Raw genomic sequence first — 14066 nt, 5'->3', positions numbered from 1 at the left:
AATGAAAAGATGTGATTTGATGAAATCAAGGAGTAAATTAAAGCGGATGTCAAAGGTGTTATCAATGGCATTTGTCATCTTCATTCAAATTTATTGGTATAAAGTTAGAAAAAAACCTGAAGCTGATTGGGAAAAATTGTGGAAAAAAATAGGGGGGAGGTTTCGAAAAACATTATTTGAATTAGAAGGATTACTTATTAAAATTGGACAATTACTAAGCATTCGTGCGGACTTGCTTCCTAATGAGTTTATCCGTCAAATTCAAGACCTTACAGATCAAGTTCCTCCTTCAGAATGGGAGGAGATTGAGGGAATTCTCAAAGCAGAATGGGGAGGTCCCCTGGATCATTCCTTACTTTCCATCGATAAAAAGGCAGTAGCTTCTGCCTCCATAGGTGAAGTTTATAAGGGTATTTTAAAAGATGGCCAACCAGTTGCCATTAAAGTACAACGTCCCAATATTCAATCAATCATAAAAACTGATTTCCGTACGTTAAGTATTATTATATGGTTTGCCCATAATTTTGTCCCCATGCCAAAAGGGTTTATAAATTTAAAGCTTTTATTTAAAGAACTCAAGGAAGTTATTGTGCGGGAGCTTGATTTTTCGCAGGAAAAAAATAGCCTACTCTTTTTTCAAGAACGATTTAAGGATGTAGATGGAGTAAAAATTCCAGACGTGTATTCCGAGCTGAGTACGTCAAAAGTTTTGGTAATGGAGTGGGTCGAGGGAATAAAGCTGACAGATGAAGAAGGAGTAAGTCAATTAGAATTTAACCAACGTGAATTGGCAGAGCGTCTCATTGAAGTTTTTCTTCCCCAATGGCTTGAACCAGGTATGTTCCATGCTGATCCCCATTCAGGAAACGTACTCGTATCAAAGGAAGGAAAAATTATATTACTAGATTTCGGGATGGTAGGGGAAATTTCTAAGAAGGATTCTATATATTTTCAAACATTGATAGAGGGTTTACTATCAAAAAATTACCCTAAAGCTGTGGAGTGCTTGACTCATTTAGGATTCTTGCTCCCTGAAGCAGAACCAAGGACGATGGAAAAGATATTGGCTGAATTATTGTCTTTTCAACCTGCGCAATTGAAAGAAATGGACCTTATAGCTTTAAAATTGGAAATAAACGATATAATTCAAGCACTTCCAATTCAAGTACCAACGAGATTTGTCTTCTTAGGGCGTTCTTTCATTACGATGGAAGGAATGCTTCGGAACTTGGCATCAGAGGATGATCTCATTACTGTTTTAAAAAAAGTTTTTATGGGTTGGTTGAGTAAACAAGGAAATAACAAGTGGTCGTTTATTTGGTTTTGGTTGCAGTCACAACCTTTATTTAAGACGGTCCATTCCTTTACAGAATTTCTGAAACTCCCTCAAAAACTGGAGAATATAAAAGAAATCGAGCAGCGAAGACATTTTCAATTTTCTATATTTGAAAATCACAAAAAACAATTATTTCAATTAACACTCCTTGGTTTTATCGGAATGGGGACAGGGATATATACTTCCCATCAACTTATTTTGCAGCTTTCAGTCGGAGTATCTGTCTTCTCTTGTATCGGATATTTTATTTACAGTTTTAAGTTAAAAAAATGGATGAAATACATGCATGAAAAACGAAGAGGAAAAATATAAAGAATGTAAATAACTGTGCTTAAACAAACGTGCAGCTTTTCTGTAATAAACGAAGTTGTTAATATTAAACTTTTAAACTTTAACGGACAAGAGAGCCGTTATTTGTGAACAAAGGGGTATTTTAAAAGGGTAAACGGACATGAGGTACGCTATTTACTTAAATTAGCACCTAATTTAGTAAATTTTCATGAAATAACGTACCTCATGTCCGATAGCTTGAAAAAATGCATCATATCGGTAAAATAGGGTCTCCTGTGTCCGTTAAAACGAGTAAACGTTCTATAAACGCAAGCGCCTCGGGCACGAGCAGTTGCTTGACTGAAGTGACCGAGCTCGTAGGCTGCTTGCGCTAGTCAGTTTCCAAGTTAGAAATTTTTAAATTCTTACCTTTTCAAAAAGGATGGCAAATGCCATCCTTTTTCTTAATAAATATTGATTAAAAAAACTTGTCATTATGGGTGTCAAAACAAGTCTTAAATCTTTCAACTGAACCCGTTAACTTTACTAAGCATCTCCATTTTCTTGGCAATATTTTCAATAGGGTAACGTAACAAGCTAAAAAACTTATAAATTTTCTATGAACAGTCTGACAACGTCAGCTCCGCCAATGACAGTTCCTATTGTACTCCCTAAATTTGTTAGCACAACAATTAATAAAATACGCGTTACTTTATTCCCCCAAAAGCCTTTCACTGTGTATACATCTTCTGAAAGAGTTTCAAAATCACCTACACTCGGCCTACGAAAATACGCTTGTACTATTCCTGAAAACCACCCAGCAGCCATTAATGGATTTAACGAGCTCAATGGTGCGATAACAAATGCAGTTAAAATAGCAAGCGGGTGTCCAAATGCAATCGCTGCTCCAATTGCTGAGAACGTCCCATTCCATAGTATCCAACTTACTGTTTGTTGAAAACCTGCTGTTGGATTAGCCCAAAACGTATATGCGATTATTCCAATAATAAGTAATGGAATTGCCCAGGCAATGAACCTAGGTACTTTCGATTTAGGTGGCAGTTTAGAAATTGCCTCTAAATCCTGGTTTTTATTCATTTCTTTTTTAATACCAGGAACATGCGCAGCTCCTAATACAGCAACAACTTTTTTACCTGGAGCATCTTTAATTTTTTTAGCCAAGAATTGATCGCGCTCATCAATTAATGGCACTTTTAATTTAGGAAATGTTTTTGTGAAATCATCCAGCATAGAGTTAAGCATATCTTCTGATTTTAATTTTTCGAGCTCTTCTTCCGAAATACTCTCATTACTGAAAATACTTGAGATCATTTGCATGAGAAGCTTCGCTTTTCCCCATAGTCCAATTTGATGCCAAATTCGCGAAAAGGTTATCTGTATATTTCGATCAGCTAATACTAACTTTGCCCCAACTTCTTTAGCTGATTCAATTCCTTGTATCATTTCTTGTCCAGGCTTAATTCCGAATTGCTTTGCCACTCGTTTTTGAAATGAAGAGATAACTAGATTCATTAAAAGCAATGTTGCTTTTTTTTCTTTAATTACCCTAAAGATATCCATATCCTTCCACTTACTACCCTCTATGATGGATTGATACCTTTGTTCATCTAATTCGACACAAACTACATCTGGTTTTTCAGTTTCGATCACTTGCTTCACTTGTTGGGCACTTTGCTTTGATACATGAGCAGTTCCTATAAGTATAAATTCCTTACCTTCTAAGTGTATTCTAGTAATATTTTCTTCAGTCATATCCTGTCTCCCTAAAATGGTTGCACTATAAAACAACCTTTATCCAATACTTTAGAATCATTGATAATAGCATGATACAATTATGAATTAGAAAACGATAAATATCAATAACAGCTTAAAATAATCTTTTTCAAATTCCATAATTTTCAAATACTACTTCAACTCCGCGAACAAACAAATCTAGTCATAACATTCCAAACTAGATTTGTTTGTCTGTGAAATATAATCTACTAGGCCAACTCATCTTTATTTATAAATAATGTAATAATGTAGTTGCAATTGAAAAATAAGTCAATAAACCAATAAAATCGTTAATCGTTGTAATGAACGGGCCCGATGCTACGGCTGGATCAATTTTTAATTTATGAACAATTAGTGGAATAACTGTTCCTGAAATTGTTGAAAATAGGATGGTTACAAATAGGGATGTTCCAATGATAAAACCTAATATGACATTTCCTTGTGGTATTAGTAACGCGATAATCGAAACTAAGATCCCACAAATAATACCCATCATCAATCCTGTAAGACTCTCTCTTTTTAATAGACGAAAAACCTTTGTTCGATCAAATTTATCGAGTGCTAATCCACGAACAACGACTGCCAAAGACTGTGTACCGGTATTTCCCGCCATATCAGCAATAAGAGGAATAAACACCGCTAACATAGCTACTTCTGCAATTGTAGACTCAAAACTACTAATTAATCCTGCAGTAAACATGCCAATAAATAATAAAAGTATTAGCCAAGGTAATCGTTTTTTGGTAGCTTCCATAGAACTTACTTCAAGATCAAGCGCTCCTTTTACTGCAGAAATTTCTCCAATTTCTTCGGATGTTTCTTCCTCAATTACATCTAAAATATCATCTACAGTAACAATCCCAACAATCTTTCCATTAGAAGTCACAACAGGGACAGCCAGAAAGTCATAATCTTTAATAACTTTTGATACCTCCTGCTGATCTGCTAGTGGTGAAACTGAGATTAATTGTTCCTTCATAATTTTCTCAGCCTTTTCATTAAGTGAAGCTGTGATAAGCTCTCGTAATGAAACAACCCCAATTAATTTTCCTGTATCGTTAGTTACATATAAGTAATAAATGGTTTCCGCATCTGTTCCTTCCATTCGCAAACGTTCCATAATTTCCGAAACCGTTTGTGAAGGTAATACGGTAACAAACTCAGTTGTCATTAAGGAACCTGCTGTATTTTCCTTATAAGACAATAAATGCTTAATGTTATCTGCTTCTGTTTTATCCATTTTCTCTAATAAGTACTGAGAAATATGTTCAGGTATCTCACTAAAAAAATCAGTAATCTCATCAGCTGGAAGTTCATTTAACATCTCAAGTGCATATGAATCTTCAAGTTCACTAAATACCATTTTTTGTTCATAATGTTGTAACCCACTAAAAATATCTGCAAATTCCCTTGCTGTTATATAGTTATAGACACGCTTTCGTTTCTCATTGCTCATTAATTTAAAAATTTCATTTTGATCTGTTGGATGTAATTCTAAAAACTCCTCACGAAATCTTTCTTCATCCTCGTTTTTTAAATATAAAAAGAGATAATACGTAAATTCTTCTCTATTTTTCACAGTGATTTTTTTCATGAATAGAACCTCCCCTCATCCACTTATAAATGCTCAACTTCAACGGTAAGAACATAATCGATTTTTTTTATTAAGTAATAAATCTCTGTTGTGTATTGTTTTTCTGGAGCAGAAAGGGTTAAATCAATTTGTTGATTACCATTTTCAATATCTTTTATTTTAAGATGTCTTATTTTCAGATCACTCTTTTCAGTTTCATTTAACCCCTCACTTTTTTTCTCAATCGCTGTAATTAATTCTGTCATTCTGTAATTTGGCTCCATGACAATACGTACCGCAACATCTCTTTGCCGTAATGCAGTTGGTCCAAGTGATTTAACTACAGTCGGTAAAAGGTTTACGGCTATGATTAAAAGAAAAACGGCAATCATCGCCGGAAAATAAAATCCTGCACCAATAGCAATTCCTAAGCCTGAAGCCGCCCATATCATCGCAGCGCTCGTTAAACCTGAAATCACATCATTTTGTCTACGTAAAATTACACCTGCTCCTAAAAAACCTACACCACTCACGATTTGAGCTGCTAAACGCATCGGGTCCATAGCATTAAATGTAGGAGAGGAGAAGTTATAAAAAGACTCAATTGACACAATCGTGACTAAGCAACTTGCAACACAAATAACCATACTTGTTTTTAAGCCAAGTGGTTTATGTTTTAACTGACGATCGATACCAATTAACAATCCAAAAATAAGTGCAATACATAACTTCAATAATATTTCTTCTTTAAAAACCATGTTTTTCACCCTCTTTTAACTTTAATAACATTTGTTAGCATACCCTAAATAAGGAAAAAGGCACCTTCAACAAAAGAAGGCGCCAAAAAATTAAGCATACACATATCTTCCATGTTGAGTTTTAGCACTGTGTGGCATAGGAAAATTCCAGCTACATTAAAAACTACCTTAGTCGATAGTTTCTGTTGACCCATTGGCGTCTCTCGACATTTCTGGGCAGTAGCGTATCTCCAACACAGGAGCCTCACCTAACGAAGCAATTATTTTTCAACTCACTTTATGGACAGTGAGCTTATTATTGAGGTAGATAATCTAAAAGGGCTGTTGCAATTGAGAAGTATATTATTAAGCCCATAATATCATTTATCGTTGTAATAAAAGGACCAGAAGCAACCGCTGGATCAATATTAAGCTTTCTAATAATTAAAGGAACAGTCGCCCCAACCATCGTTGAAAAGCTTAACGTAAAGAATAATGACACCCCTACAATTCCTGCTAAAATTAGTCCCCCTTCAGGGTAAACGAAAGGAATAACGATTAATAATGTAATCGCACAAAATAAACCAAGTAATAAACCAGTTCCAAATTCACGTTTCAACATTTTTCCTATAGAGGAATTATCCACTGAACCTAAAGCTAAACCACGTACCACAACAGCTAAAGCTTGTGTACCAGTATTTCCAGCTGAATCCATAATTAATGGAATAAAAACAGCAAGAATGATTACTGCTTCAAGAGTTTCTTCGAATTCACCTATAACTCCGGCAGTAATAAGACCTAAAAACATTAACATAATAATCCAAGGTGCACGCTTTTTCGCTGCTGAAAACGAAGAGATATTGGCATCGATTGAACCACGCGTCGCTGAAATTTCTCCAAAATCTTCTTCTGTTTCTTCTTCAACAACGTCCATGATATCGTCAATAGTAACGATCCCAACAAGTTTCCCTTGAGCAGTAACAGGGATGGCTAAAAAGTCATACTTTCTCATAACTCTAGCCACTTCTTCTTGGTCAGTATGTGTCTCCACTGATCTAACTCTAGTGAGCATTATTTCTTCAATTTTCTGTTCTAAAGGAGCTATAATTAGATCTCTTAAAGAAACTACGCCCACCAATTTTAATTGTTCATCGACAACATAAAGATAGTAAATCGTTTCCGCCTCTGGAGCCTCTAATCGTAAGCGTCCCATAACATTAACAACCGTATCTGTTGACGAAACAGATATATACTCCGTTGTCATAATTGCACCGGCTGTTTGGTCGTCATATTTTAATAGTTGGATAACCTCTTCAGCTTCTTCTTTTTTCATTTTACTTAGATAAAGTTCTTTTGTAGCTTCTGAAAGTTCCCCTAAGAAGTCAGCGATATCATCATATGGCATATTATTGATAACATCAATAGCATAATTTTGTTGTAATTCAGAAATATAAAGTTTTTGTTTATCAACTTCTAAACCTTGGAATATTTCTGCAAATTCCTCAGGTTTAACAAATTTATAAATAACACTTCTTTGCTTTTTTGTAACGGAATTTAATAAATCAATTTGATCAGTTGGATGTAATTCAAAAAATAACTCTCTAAAATCAGTCAGATTCGCATCCACAAGTGTTTGAATAATTTGTTTCGTGTAGTTCTCACGATTTTGTTGGTCTAATCTTACCATGGTGGTTTCCCTCCTAGTAGGAATTCACCGTACTTTTCATCTGAGATGTTGTAATGGAATTCCTCATTATCTTTTTAGTAGTGTGTGTTACTTTTGTATCAAATATGATGATGGTATTGTGTATCCTACTACTCGAGTCACTATCCATTACCCCACCCCCTTTTTAGTCAAACATAAAAAAACACCATCACGAATGAAGGTGTTTTTTGCATGACAAAATAATATGTATTGCCCAAGGCAACACAAAAAATCTTGATTTCCTCCATTCGTAGAGCTTTAGCACTGTGTGGCATAGGATTTAAATCCAGCTACATTAAAAACCACCTTATGTCGATGGTTTCTGTTGACCCATTGGCGTCTTTCGACGTTTTTGGGCAGCAGCATTTCTCCAACACAGGAGCCTCACCTAACGAGGTATTTAATTCTAAACTGAGGATAACGAAATAAATTATGTTTGTCAATAAAATTAACAATAATTTTTGTGCAAATTTAATATTTTACCCATTGGTTTTAGATTTAATATTTGAAAGTAAAAAATTCATATGTTAGACACATCAAAAAAAATGTCTGCACTTTACAGAATTAATAACGAAAATAAGGAAAAATTAATTCAGGGAGGTGATATATTATGGCGAACAAGAAACTTAATCGCAATAAACAAAATAATAATGTTAACGATAATAACGATAACAATCTCGATCTTAACATTGATGATGTAAATACTGAATTTTCTAATGAAAACGATGCTCAGGATTTAACAAATTGTAAAAATAACAACAATTGTTAAAAGTGGTCTTAATCAAAAGCCTCTCACTTTAAGAATTTTAAAAAATAAAGCACATTCGAAGTTGAATGTGCTTTTTTCCTCGCCATAAATTAACTACGTTTATGAGTACCAGATTTATGGATTTGTTGACCAAAGTACCGCCGATTACATCATGGTTTTTGATGATTTCAGTCGGCCGTAGCTCTACCTATTTATTCCTTTTCCAGCTCCAGTAATAAATGCTACTTTTCCATTTAACGATTACACTAATTTCCAAACCTTTTTAACTATGTAAAATACTTTCACATTCTATATTTTTTTCGAAAACGTATCAAAAAAATTGTAAAAAAATAACATACAAACTTATGTTACTTGAGTCAATTTCATAATTACCTAAATGGAGCTACATAAGTCTAAATGTTGTTGGAAACGGTCTTCATCTAACAACATTTAGTATCAGAGTAACGAAAATAAACAATTATGAAATTCATTAACTTAAATTCTCTATTTAATTAGTACGTACGTTTGATTAGAATCGAATTATAGGTTTTCTTTTCTTATTTTAGGGAATTATGTATGTAAGTTAATCTAGGAGGTGATTTTTTTGCATCAATTAAAGGATAGCCTTTTGTTGGATAGTTATATAAAAGCTAAGGAACTAAATCTAGATGCAGAATTCATTGCCATTTTAAGAAAAGAAATAATGAGAAGGGGTTTATTCTTAATGGAAAATAAACAAAATAAACGTTCAACATCTTAATACATCCTTTTTATGGAAGTGGCAAGAAATATGAATATCCTATTTCTATACACACATACTATTACCAACTTTATTAAGGAGGTAATTGTAATGACACAGAGAAACAACAGTTCAAATCAACTATTAGTACCTGGAGTTCAGCAAGCCCTCGATCAAATGAAGTATGAAATTGCACAAGAATTTGGAGTTCAACTTGGACCTGATACAACTTCTCGTGCCAACGGCTCAGTTGGTGGAGAAATAACGAAACGCCTTGTACAAATGGCTCAACAACAATTACATTAAGTAAAAGTGAGGGTCTTACTGCCCTTTTTAAGAGTTGGATAAAGAGAAAGAGGCTGTCTAAATTTAAACAGACAGCCTCTTTCATTAATTTCGATCACCACTAATTAAGGCATCAACTTCCCACGTGAAGCTACATATAAAGAATACCATTCATCTCTTGTCATAAGCTGTGATTGTCTTGTAGCATCTTCGCAATTTTTTATCCTAGTTTCATTAGCTGAACCAATTACTGGCTGAATAAGAGCTGGATGTCTCATTAGCCACCCGAGAACTATAGCTTCCATTGTCGTTTCCTTTTTTTCAGCCATTTCTTTGACTAATTGTTTCGTCTGTAAATAAGATTCCGTTACATTCTCTACCTCTTTTCCTGAGTAGATACCTTTTGCTAACGGTCCCCAAGCTTGGATTTGAATATCTTCTAATCGACAATGTTCGATAATTCCATCAGAAAAGTTATACTGAGTTCCTAAACTTTGATTTACTAAAACTCCTTGCTCTAACCAGTCTAGCTTATGTAAATTCATTTCTAGTTGATTTACGACAATCGGCGAAGAACAATAAGATTGTAATAACTTCATTTGGGCAACATTCATATTAGAAACCCCAAAATTTCTAACCTTGCCTGACTTCTCTAAAATTTCGAAAGTATCAGCTACTTCATCAGGTTCAATTAATGGATCTGGACGATGTAGTAATAATATGTCTATGTATTCAACACCAAGTCTCGCAAGTATTCCATCAACAGAGTTTATGATATGTTCAGTTGAAAAATCGTAGCGGTTTGGAATTTTACCTTCTGGAAAGCGAATCCCACATTTCGATTGGAGAACGATTTGTTCTCTTAATTGTGGGCTACGTTTTAAAACCTCCCCAAAAACCTGCTCCGCTTTACCAAATGTGTAGATATCAGCATGATCAAACATGGTTATCCCAATTGAAAGAGCCGCATCAATTGCTTTTTCTGCAAGGATGATATCTTCCTCAGTTATACCATTTTGATTCCAACCGCCACCTAAACCCATACACCCAAACAGGAGACGACTGTTTGAAATCTTTCTTTTTTGTAACGGCATTACCTTCATACTTATCCCACCTTAATATAGAATGTTATTTTACCTTTACAAAACTAGTATAACTCTAAATAAGGGATCAACTCTACGCAAATAGGAAATTTTTTCTATATGAATGAATTTCATGATTCCAGAAATCCAACGACACCAAACTATAAAAAAACTTATGCGCATAAAATCTTATTATAAAGCTGAACTTCAATCAATAGGGGTTTTCCTTCATCCCCAACTGATTGTTGTTGTTTTTAACTTATAATACAGGCATAAGAATAACTAATCACCAGCTTTCACATGAAAAATATTCTATTTTGGACCTTTATCGCCCACCTCAATTTTCTTAAGTATTGAGTTTGGGGCTTACTGCCCATTATGAGTGGGATGAAATAAATTATTATAGTGTCAAAAACTATAGCAATCTAAATGAAAGGGTGCATATTTCTTGTTAAAGTAGAGTGGAGAAGATAAGATAGTCATTAATTAATATACACTCGTTAATGTAACAAGTTCAGTTTAAAATCTCCCCCTTATAGCAATTAGTAACTATTACAACGGTAGCTATTTGAAAGCGTAACCACACCACTAAATAAAGTACCTTGAAAATATGTATGATGAAATCCATTCATGTACTGAAAATTTACCAAAGGAGGGTTGTTAAATAATGGTAGATAAACAATTCATTATAAGAGAGGCTAAAAAGGAAGATGCAAGCCAACTAATTGAGTTAGTAAAGACAATTGCTAACGAATCAAAATTCCTTACATTTGGTGAGGGAGAGTTTGACACAACTGTTGAGGAAGAAGAAGACATAATTGAAATGAGTCTTCAAGATCATACAAGTATATTTTTAGTTGCTGAAATCCGTGGTAAAATTGTTGGTAATTTATACTTTTCTTCAGGCACTAGATCAAAAACAATCCATTTCGGAAAATTTGGTGTAAGTGTGAAAAAAGCATACTGGGGATTAGGTATCGCTAAAAAAATGATGTACTTTTTGATAGATTGGGCAAAAACAAATAAGGTTACTAGAAAGATTAACTTGGAAGTACATGAGGAGAATATCAATGCCATTCATTTATACGAAAAATTAGGTTTTGTTGTCGAAGGAAAAATTTCTAGATATTTTTACGAAAATCATACGTTTCACAGTGCAATAATCATGGGATTGGAGATAGATTAATAGATCTTTCGAAGAAGTTAGAAGTCCCGAGCTAGTCTGTGTTGAAGATGACAGTTTACCAACTTTTTAAATTTTATACTCCTTTCATTTAATAACATACTCAAAAATATGCTATTTATCTACTCTTCTTGTCCAATCAATTTCGAAATAAGTTAATAAAATATAGTGTCACTTTTCGAATAGAAAGGAGATTAGTATGATAATAGCTGATAAAATTATTTTGACAGGGTTAAAACAGTTGAATAAGCCTTACGTTTTTAACTCTCCCTCATTACAAACAAAGACCTTTGATTGCAGTTCTTTTATTCAATATATTTTTAGAGAAAACGGAATTGCTCTTCCACGAAATTCACGCGAGCAATATAAAGTTGGAGTAAAAATAACTGTTTCTAACATAAAAAAAGGAGACTTATTATTTTTCACAACCAAAAATAGAAGCCACAGAAAAGGAATTGAAAAAATAGGTCATGTCGCTATATTTCTAGGATACAATCAAATACTTCACACTCACCGAAAAGGAAAAAAAGTAGTAATTTCTGACTTAGATCTTTACTGGAAAAAAGTAGTAATAGGAGCAACTCGAGTTATTTCACAATAAAAGCTCACCTTCATTGATGAGCTTTTATTTAAATTAATACACAAAATCCAGCTTAAAACTTAAATTAGAAAAATTTAGGGGTGTAGAAGGTAACCTCTATTTCATGAAGTAAAGGATTCATATTAAAATTGTTTAAGAATATTAATTAATTTATCAATTTCATTTTCAACTATGATCAACTGTTTATGCTCTTTATTTACAAAGCCTTGTTCAATCATATGATCAAAAAAAGAAATTAAAGGGGTATAGTAGTCATTAATATTCAACAAGCTACAAGGCTTCTTGTGATAACCTATTTGTGCCCAAGTTAACACTTCAAACCATTCCTCCATTGTTCCACTTCCACCCGGCAATGCAATAAAACCATCGGCAAGATCAGCCATCATCGCCTTTCTTTCATGCATCGTTTCCACAATATGAAGCTTCGTTAAATTTTGATGCGCAACTTCAATTTTGGCTAATTTTTTTGGAATGACCCCAATAACCTCACCGCCACCTTCCATTACCGCATCAGCGACAGCACCCATACATCCAACCATAGAACCACCATATACGAGATCTATCTTAGCTTCAGCGAGTTTTTTTCCTAGTTGTTTTGCAGCTTCCATATATTTTGGATCATGACCTGTTCTTGATCCACAAAAAACAGCAATTTTTTTCATTTATTTCACCTTCCTCAGCTTTTTAATTCATACTAAAATCATTGTTTTTTTCCAAAAAACTATATTATTAACTTGCAGACCTTATCTTAACTTGCTTATCAGACTTTTTACGGTTAACGATAATTATACCTGATGTAACAAAGCTTAGTCCGAGTAGAACAAAAAGATGAATGACCTCATCTAACAGTATTGAAGAAAGCAAAACTCCAAATACAGGTATCAAGAATAAATACATTGATACTTGCCCTACATTATTATATTTCATAACATTATTCCATATAACAAACCCAGCTGCAGATAAAAAAGATAAATACAAGAGTAATCCAAATGAATAGAGGGTAAATTGAAATGGCATAAATCCAGCAAAAACAACGCCCGTGATTAATAAACCAAATCCGCCAATCAGCATTTGTGATGCTGTTAAATACATAACATTCAACGTCTGCGCACCGTTACGTGCAAGAATATTTCCATACGCACTAGAAATCATCGCTACTGATAAACATAACTCTCCAAATCCGAATTGAAACTCAAATGTCCCTTGTGTAATATTAACTAATATAACACCAGTAAAACCAACGAATAACCCTACCGTTTTACGCATCGAAATTTTATCATTTTTATACATAAAGTGAGCAAAAATAATTTGAAAAAAAGAAGTTGTTCCAGCAATAATTGCTCCTTGGATTCCAGTGCTATAGCTTAGTCCAATATAAAACAAAACGTACTGAAAATATGTTTGAAAAAAACTAATCTTTAATAGAGGCTTAAAAGAACCTTTTTTGTAGCTAACTTTTCTCCTAATCAAAATCATAAAGGTAAAAATAAGTAACGCAGATAGGAAAAAACGATATCCTGCAAATAAAACTTGTTGAGCCGTTTCATCCTGCTGAATATTTAATGCCTCATAGCTTAATTTAATAACTGGGAAAGCACTGCCCCATAAAGCTGTACAAACAATTGCAGACAAAATAATTCCATATGAATTCGTAAAAAATTTCTCAGACCACACTAGATACAATTCTCCTCACTTTTAAAGCTGATCTGAACCTCAATCAGTGTGGGGTTCGATCCTCCTCCAACTGATTATAAGTTTAGCCTATCCTATCTTTCATAACCATTAATCCCCGACCCTTGTGTTTTAAGTAGGTCACTCTCAACTTAAGTATGGGGTAAACTAATATAAGATTATATGAATCTTGTCGATTTTCCAAGGGAAATATTCAAAAAGGTGAGAGCAACAAATCGTATTAGTATATATTTATAAACTTACTGAAGGGACCGAGCTCGTAGGCTGCTTGTGCTAGACAGTTTCTAAGTTAGAAAAGGGAGAGATTAAAATTTTTTTGGA

13 protein-coding genes and 2 riboswitches are annotated in these 14066 nt (G+C 33.8%); of the genes, 6 read left to right on the top strand and 7 right to left on the bottom strand.

All coding sequences use genetic code 11. The features are described 5' to 3' along the window. Positions 1 to 46: 46 nt before the first annotated feature. A complete protein-coding gene (locus tag BKP45_RS16875; protein ID WP_245747441.1) occupies positions 47 to 1648 on the top strand; it encodes an ABC1 kinase family protein in 1602 nt (533 codons plus the stop codon). 564 nt (positions 1649 to 2212) lie between these two features. Here BKP45_RS16875 and BKP45_RS16870 read toward each other — a convergent pair. The 4 genes from BKP45_RS16870 to mgtE (BKP45_RS16855) all read right to left on the bottom strand — a co-directional run bounded on the left by BKP45_RS16870 (position 2213) and on the right by mgtE (BKP45_RS16855) (position 7397). Then, complete coding sequence (locus tag BKP45_RS16870) at positions 2213 to 3379, bottom strand: TraB/GumN family protein (protein WP_071389765.1); 1167 nt, start codon at positions 3377 to 3379, stop codon at positions 2213 to 2215. 250 nt (positions 3380 to 3629) lie between these two features. Continuing rightward, complete coding sequence (mgtE, locus tag BKP45_RS16865) at positions 3630 to 4994, bottom strand: magnesium transporter (protein ID WP_071389764.1); 1365 nt, start codon at positions 4992 to 4994, stop codon at positions 3630 to 3632. A 23-nt stretch (positions 4995 to 5017) separates the two neighbouring features. After that, positions 5018 to 5731, bottom strand: a complete 714-nt coding sequence (locus BKP45_RS16860; protein WP_071389763.1) for an MgtC/SapB family protein — start codon at positions 5729 to 5731, stop codon at positions 5018 to 5020. 100 nt (positions 5732 to 5831) lie between these two features. Beyond that, positions 5832 to 5994, bottom strand: a riboswitch (M-box (ykoK) riboswitch). Positions 5995 to 6026: 32 nt separating this feature from the next. Next, positions 6027 to 7397, bottom strand: a complete 1371-nt coding sequence (gene mgtE / locus BKP45_RS16855; protein ID WP_071389762.1) for a magnesium transporter — start codon at positions 7395 to 7397, stop codon at positions 6027 to 6029. A 253-nt stretch (positions 7398 to 7650) separates the two neighbouring features. Then, positions 7651 to 7818: riboswitch (M-box (ykoK) riboswitch) on the bottom strand. A gap of 207 nt (positions 7819 to 8025) precedes the next feature. On the opposite strand from mgtE (BKP45_RS16855), the gene BKP45_RS22690 reads away from it, so the two are divergent. The 3 genes from BKP45_RS22690 to BKP45_RS16850 all read left to right on the top strand — a co-directional run bounded on the left by BKP45_RS22690 (position 8026) and on the right by BKP45_RS16850 (position 9208). After that, positions 8026 to 8184 (top strand): hypothetical protein, encoded by a 159-nt coding sequence (locus BKP45_RS22690; protein WP_169823148.1) that lies wholly within the window; start codon positions 8026 to 8028, stop codon positions 8182 to 8184. Positions 8185 to 8767: 583 nt separating this feature from the next. Further along, positions 8768 to 8923, top strand: coding sequence for a sporulation histidine kinase inhibitor Sda (gene sda / locus BKP45_RS21800; RefSeq protein ID WP_139193812.1), 156 nt, complete (start codon positions 8768 to 8770; stop codon positions 8921 to 8923). Positions 8924 to 9013: 90 nt separating this feature from the next. Continuing rightward, on the top strand, positions 9014 to 9208 hold the full coding sequence (locus BKP45_RS16850) for an alpha/beta-type small acid-soluble spore protein (RefSeq protein ID WP_071389761.1): 195 nt from the start codon (positions 9014 to 9016) through the stop codon (positions 9206 to 9208). Between the two features lie 104 nt (positions 9209 to 9312). Here the strand turns inward: BKP45_RS16850 and BKP45_RS16845 are convergent, their stop codons facing one another. Continuing rightward, entirely contained in the window at positions 9313 to 10290 is a 978-nt protein-coding gene (locus BKP45_RS16845) for an aldo/keto reductase (RefSeq protein WP_071389760.1), read from the bottom strand. A gap of 646 nt (positions 10291 to 10936) precedes the next feature. Here BKP45_RS16845 and BKP45_RS16840 point away from each other — a divergent pair. Together BKP45_RS16840 and BKP45_RS16835 are read left to right on the top strand one after the other, a co-directional pair. Beyond that, positions 10937 to 11455, top strand: a complete 519-nt coding sequence (locus BKP45_RS16840; RefSeq protein WP_071389759.1) for a GNAT family N-acetyltransferase — start codon at positions 10937 to 10939, stop codon at positions 11453 to 11455. 196 nt (positions 11456 to 11651) lie between these two features. After that, positions 11652 to 12053 carry a C40 family peptidase gene (locus BKP45_RS16835; RefSeq protein WP_071389758.1) on the top strand — a complete coding sequence of 134 codons (402 nt, stop codon included), beginning with the start codon at positions 11652 to 11654 and terminating at the stop codon, positions 12051 to 12053. Between the two features lie 122 nt (positions 12054 to 12175). Here BKP45_RS16835 and BKP45_RS16830 read toward each other — a convergent pair whose 3' ends face one another. Both BKP45_RS16830 and BKP45_RS16825 read right to left on the bottom strand, forming a co-directional pair. Continuing rightward, a complete protein-coding gene (locus BKP45_RS16830) occupies positions 12176 to 12715 on the bottom strand; it encodes an LOG family protein (protein ID WP_071389757.1) in 540 nt (179 codons plus the stop codon). A 67-nt stretch (positions 12716 to 12782) separates the two neighbouring features. Then, the gene (locus tag BKP45_RS16825) at positions 12783 to 13727 is read right to left on the bottom strand and encodes a DMT family transporter (protein ID WP_071389756.1); all 945 of its coding nucleotides are present in this window, start codon (positions 13725 to 13727) and stop codon (positions 12783 to 12785) included. Positions 13728 to 14066 lie beyond the last annotated feature (339 nt).

This window comes from Anaerobacillus alkalidiazotrophicus (assembly GCF_001866055.1).
Note: the sequence above shows the minus strand (reverse complement) of the source record. Positions and strands in the feature narration are given on the sequence as shown.

Coding starts and splice junctions, on each gene's coding strand:
- BKP45_RS16875 (WP_245747441.1), top strand. CDS start 47: ATGTCAAAGGTGTTATCAATGGCATTTGTCATCTTCATTCAAATTTAT.
- BKP45_RS16870 (WP_071389765.1), bottom strand. CDS start 3,379: ATGACTGAAGAAAATATTACTAGAATACACTTAGAAGGTAAGGAATTT.
- mgtE (WP_071389764.1), bottom strand. CDS start 4,994: ATGAAAAAAATCACTGTGAAAAATAGAGAAGAATTTACGTATTATCTC.
- BKP45_RS16860 (WP_071389763.1), bottom strand. CDS start 5,731: ATGGTTTTTAAAGAAGAAATATTATTGAAGTTATGTATTGCACTTATT.
- mgtE (WP_071389762.1), bottom strand. CDS start 7,397: ATGGTAAGATTAGACCAACAAAATCGTGAGAACTACACGAAACAAATT.
- BKP45_RS22690 (WP_169823148.1), top strand. CDS start 8,026: ATGGCGAACAAGAAACTTAATCGCAATAAACAAAATAATAATGTTAAC.
- BKP45_RS16850 (WP_071389761.1), top strand. CDS start 9,014: ATGACACAGAGAAACAACAGTTCAAATCAACTATTAGTACCTGGAGTT.
- BKP45_RS16845 (WP_071389760.1), bottom strand. CDS start 10,290: ATGAAGGTAATGCCGTTACAAAAAAGAAAGATTTCAAACAGTCGTCTC.
- BKP45_RS16840 (WP_071389759.1), top strand. CDS start 10,937: ATGGTAGATAAACAATTCATTATAAGAGAGGCTAAAAAGGAAGATGCA.
- BKP45_RS16835 (WP_071389758.1), top strand. CDS start 11,652: ATGATAATAGCTGATAAAATTATTTTGACAGGGTTAAAACAGTTGAAT.
- BKP45_RS16830 (WP_071389757.1), bottom strand. CDS start 12,715: ATGAAAAAAATTGCTGTTTTTTGTGGATCAAGAACAGGTCATGATCCA.